The organism is Halalkalibacter wakoensis JCM 9140 (assembly GCF_000513095.1).
In the GTDB taxonomy this organism is placed as follows: Bacteria; Bacillota; Bacilli; order Bacillales; family Bacillaceae_D; genus Halalkalibacter; species Halalkalibacter wakoensis.
Window position 1 is genome coordinate 1 of record NZ_BAUT01000179.1, and the last position, 705, is coordinate 705.

General features: G+C 35.3%; 1 protein-coding gene. It reads right to left on the minus strand.

Translation table 11 applies throughout. The features are described 5' to 3' along the window. Positions 1 to 563: DUF4372 domain-containing protein (locus JCM9140_RS22155; RefSeq protein ID WP_034751864.1), on the minus strand; the 563-nt coding region annotated here is incomplete at its 3' end. Positions 564 to 705: the final 142 nt, after the last annotated feature.

Below are 705 nucleotides of genomic sequence, written 5' to 3' on the forward strand. Positions count from 1 at the left end.
CATTCCTTGTCATCGACCATGATTTCTAGTTGACCACGATCATGTTCCTTTGCCGTTGTTAGCACAGCCTTTTCAGGATAGGAAATCCCTTTTTCCATAAATACAAGGCGCAAATGTAGCTTTACCCCCGCTTTTGTTTTGCGGAAATGTGCCCACTTATGATAGGTCAAGTTGAGTGGCAATGTGCTTGAATCAATGATTTTTAACGGCATGACTAGTTTGGTGTAGTGTGTTTTAGCATGAATTTGTGCAACTAAATCCAGGAAAAGCCTTTGAAATAAATCTGGATTCATGCCATTTAATCGCCGTGATAACTGAGAAATACTGATCGAATCAAGATTGACTCCTTTTTGGAGCTGGTCATCGAAAAGACAATCACTTAACGCATGAAGACTTTCAACTTCTTCGAGCTGTGCGTAGAGTAATAATTTTAAAAATGATTCCGTCGTAAGTTTCTTCGTATAGAAATCTAATTTCAATGTTTTCACTTGATCATCAAATAATTCAAGATTTATTGGTGAAAACCATTGTCCAAATGAAGTTTTTCGTGTAATCTTATCCATGCGTATGTTCCTTTATTATTGGATTTGGACGGGATTACCACCTGACTTATCCATTATAAAGGACTTTTTTTATGCAAAAAATAAAATTATTGAACATTTTGAGTATTCTTAAGAGTTGAATTAAATTAATGCAACACTAGTG